The sequence below is a fragment of the Vibrio sp. 1402 genome (assembly GCF_033340275.1).
In genome coordinates this window covers 1-825 of the sequence record NZ_JAWOWE010000161.1, presented here as the reverse complement: position 1 = coordinate 825, position 825 = coordinate 1, and the positions used below count along the sequence as shown (strand labels likewise).

The 825-nt window shown below is 46.1% G+C and carries 1 pseudogene; it reads left to right on the top strand.

Annotated elements, in window-relative coordinates:
• Positions 1-825, top strand: a pseudogene (locus tag R7044_RS24810) (hybrid sensor histidine kinase/response regulator); the annotation flags it as partial.

Sequence of the window (825 nt, the reverse complement as noted above, 5' to 3'; positions counted from 1 at the left end):
AAGAAACCGAAGTCATTGGATTTGTACGCTCTGAGCTGGCGTATGCCAGTGGTGGGCGTTTTTACGGCCGCGTCAATGCATTTAGCCGTTTAGGCAATGATATTGAAGAAGCACGTGAAAATGCTCAGCAACGTTATATCGAAGGCAGCGGTGACCAAATCAAAACATCGATTTTGCCGGAGTCCTCAAATTATGTCGGCAGTGAACGTTATCGCTTACTCCACAAACGTTATCACTGGGCGTATCTGGAGCTACTCAAACGCTCAGATTTTAATGATATTTTGCTGGTCGATATTAACGGCAACGTGACTTATTCCATCAACAAAGATGACAACTACGGTACTAACCTACTACCGGGGCGCTACAAAGACCCGGCATTAGGTAACACCCTTAAACGTCAAGCGGATGACGTCAACGAACGCCGCAAAGTGAATGAAGATTATACGCCCGTCATTATTTCTGATTTTGAACTGGAACATGGTCGACAAGTCGCTTGGCTTGGTGCACCTATCGTTCAGCAAGGCTATTTGCACAGCTATGCTATGTTCCGTTTACCAAACAACGGCATTACCAAGCTGATCGCAGATAAAAACCGTGAATCGTCCATCAACACTCTACTGGTCGGCAGCGATCAGCAACCACGTACGATTAATACCAAGCAAGACAGTATTCAAAACAGTCTTGAAGTCATCGATAAAGCTTTAGCGGGACAAACCGACGTTGGCACCTACACCAATGGACTTGGCGAAGAAATTATCGCTGCATTTGCCCCAATTCAAACACGCGGCATTACATGGGCGCTCGTGGTTCAACTTCCAGAAAAAG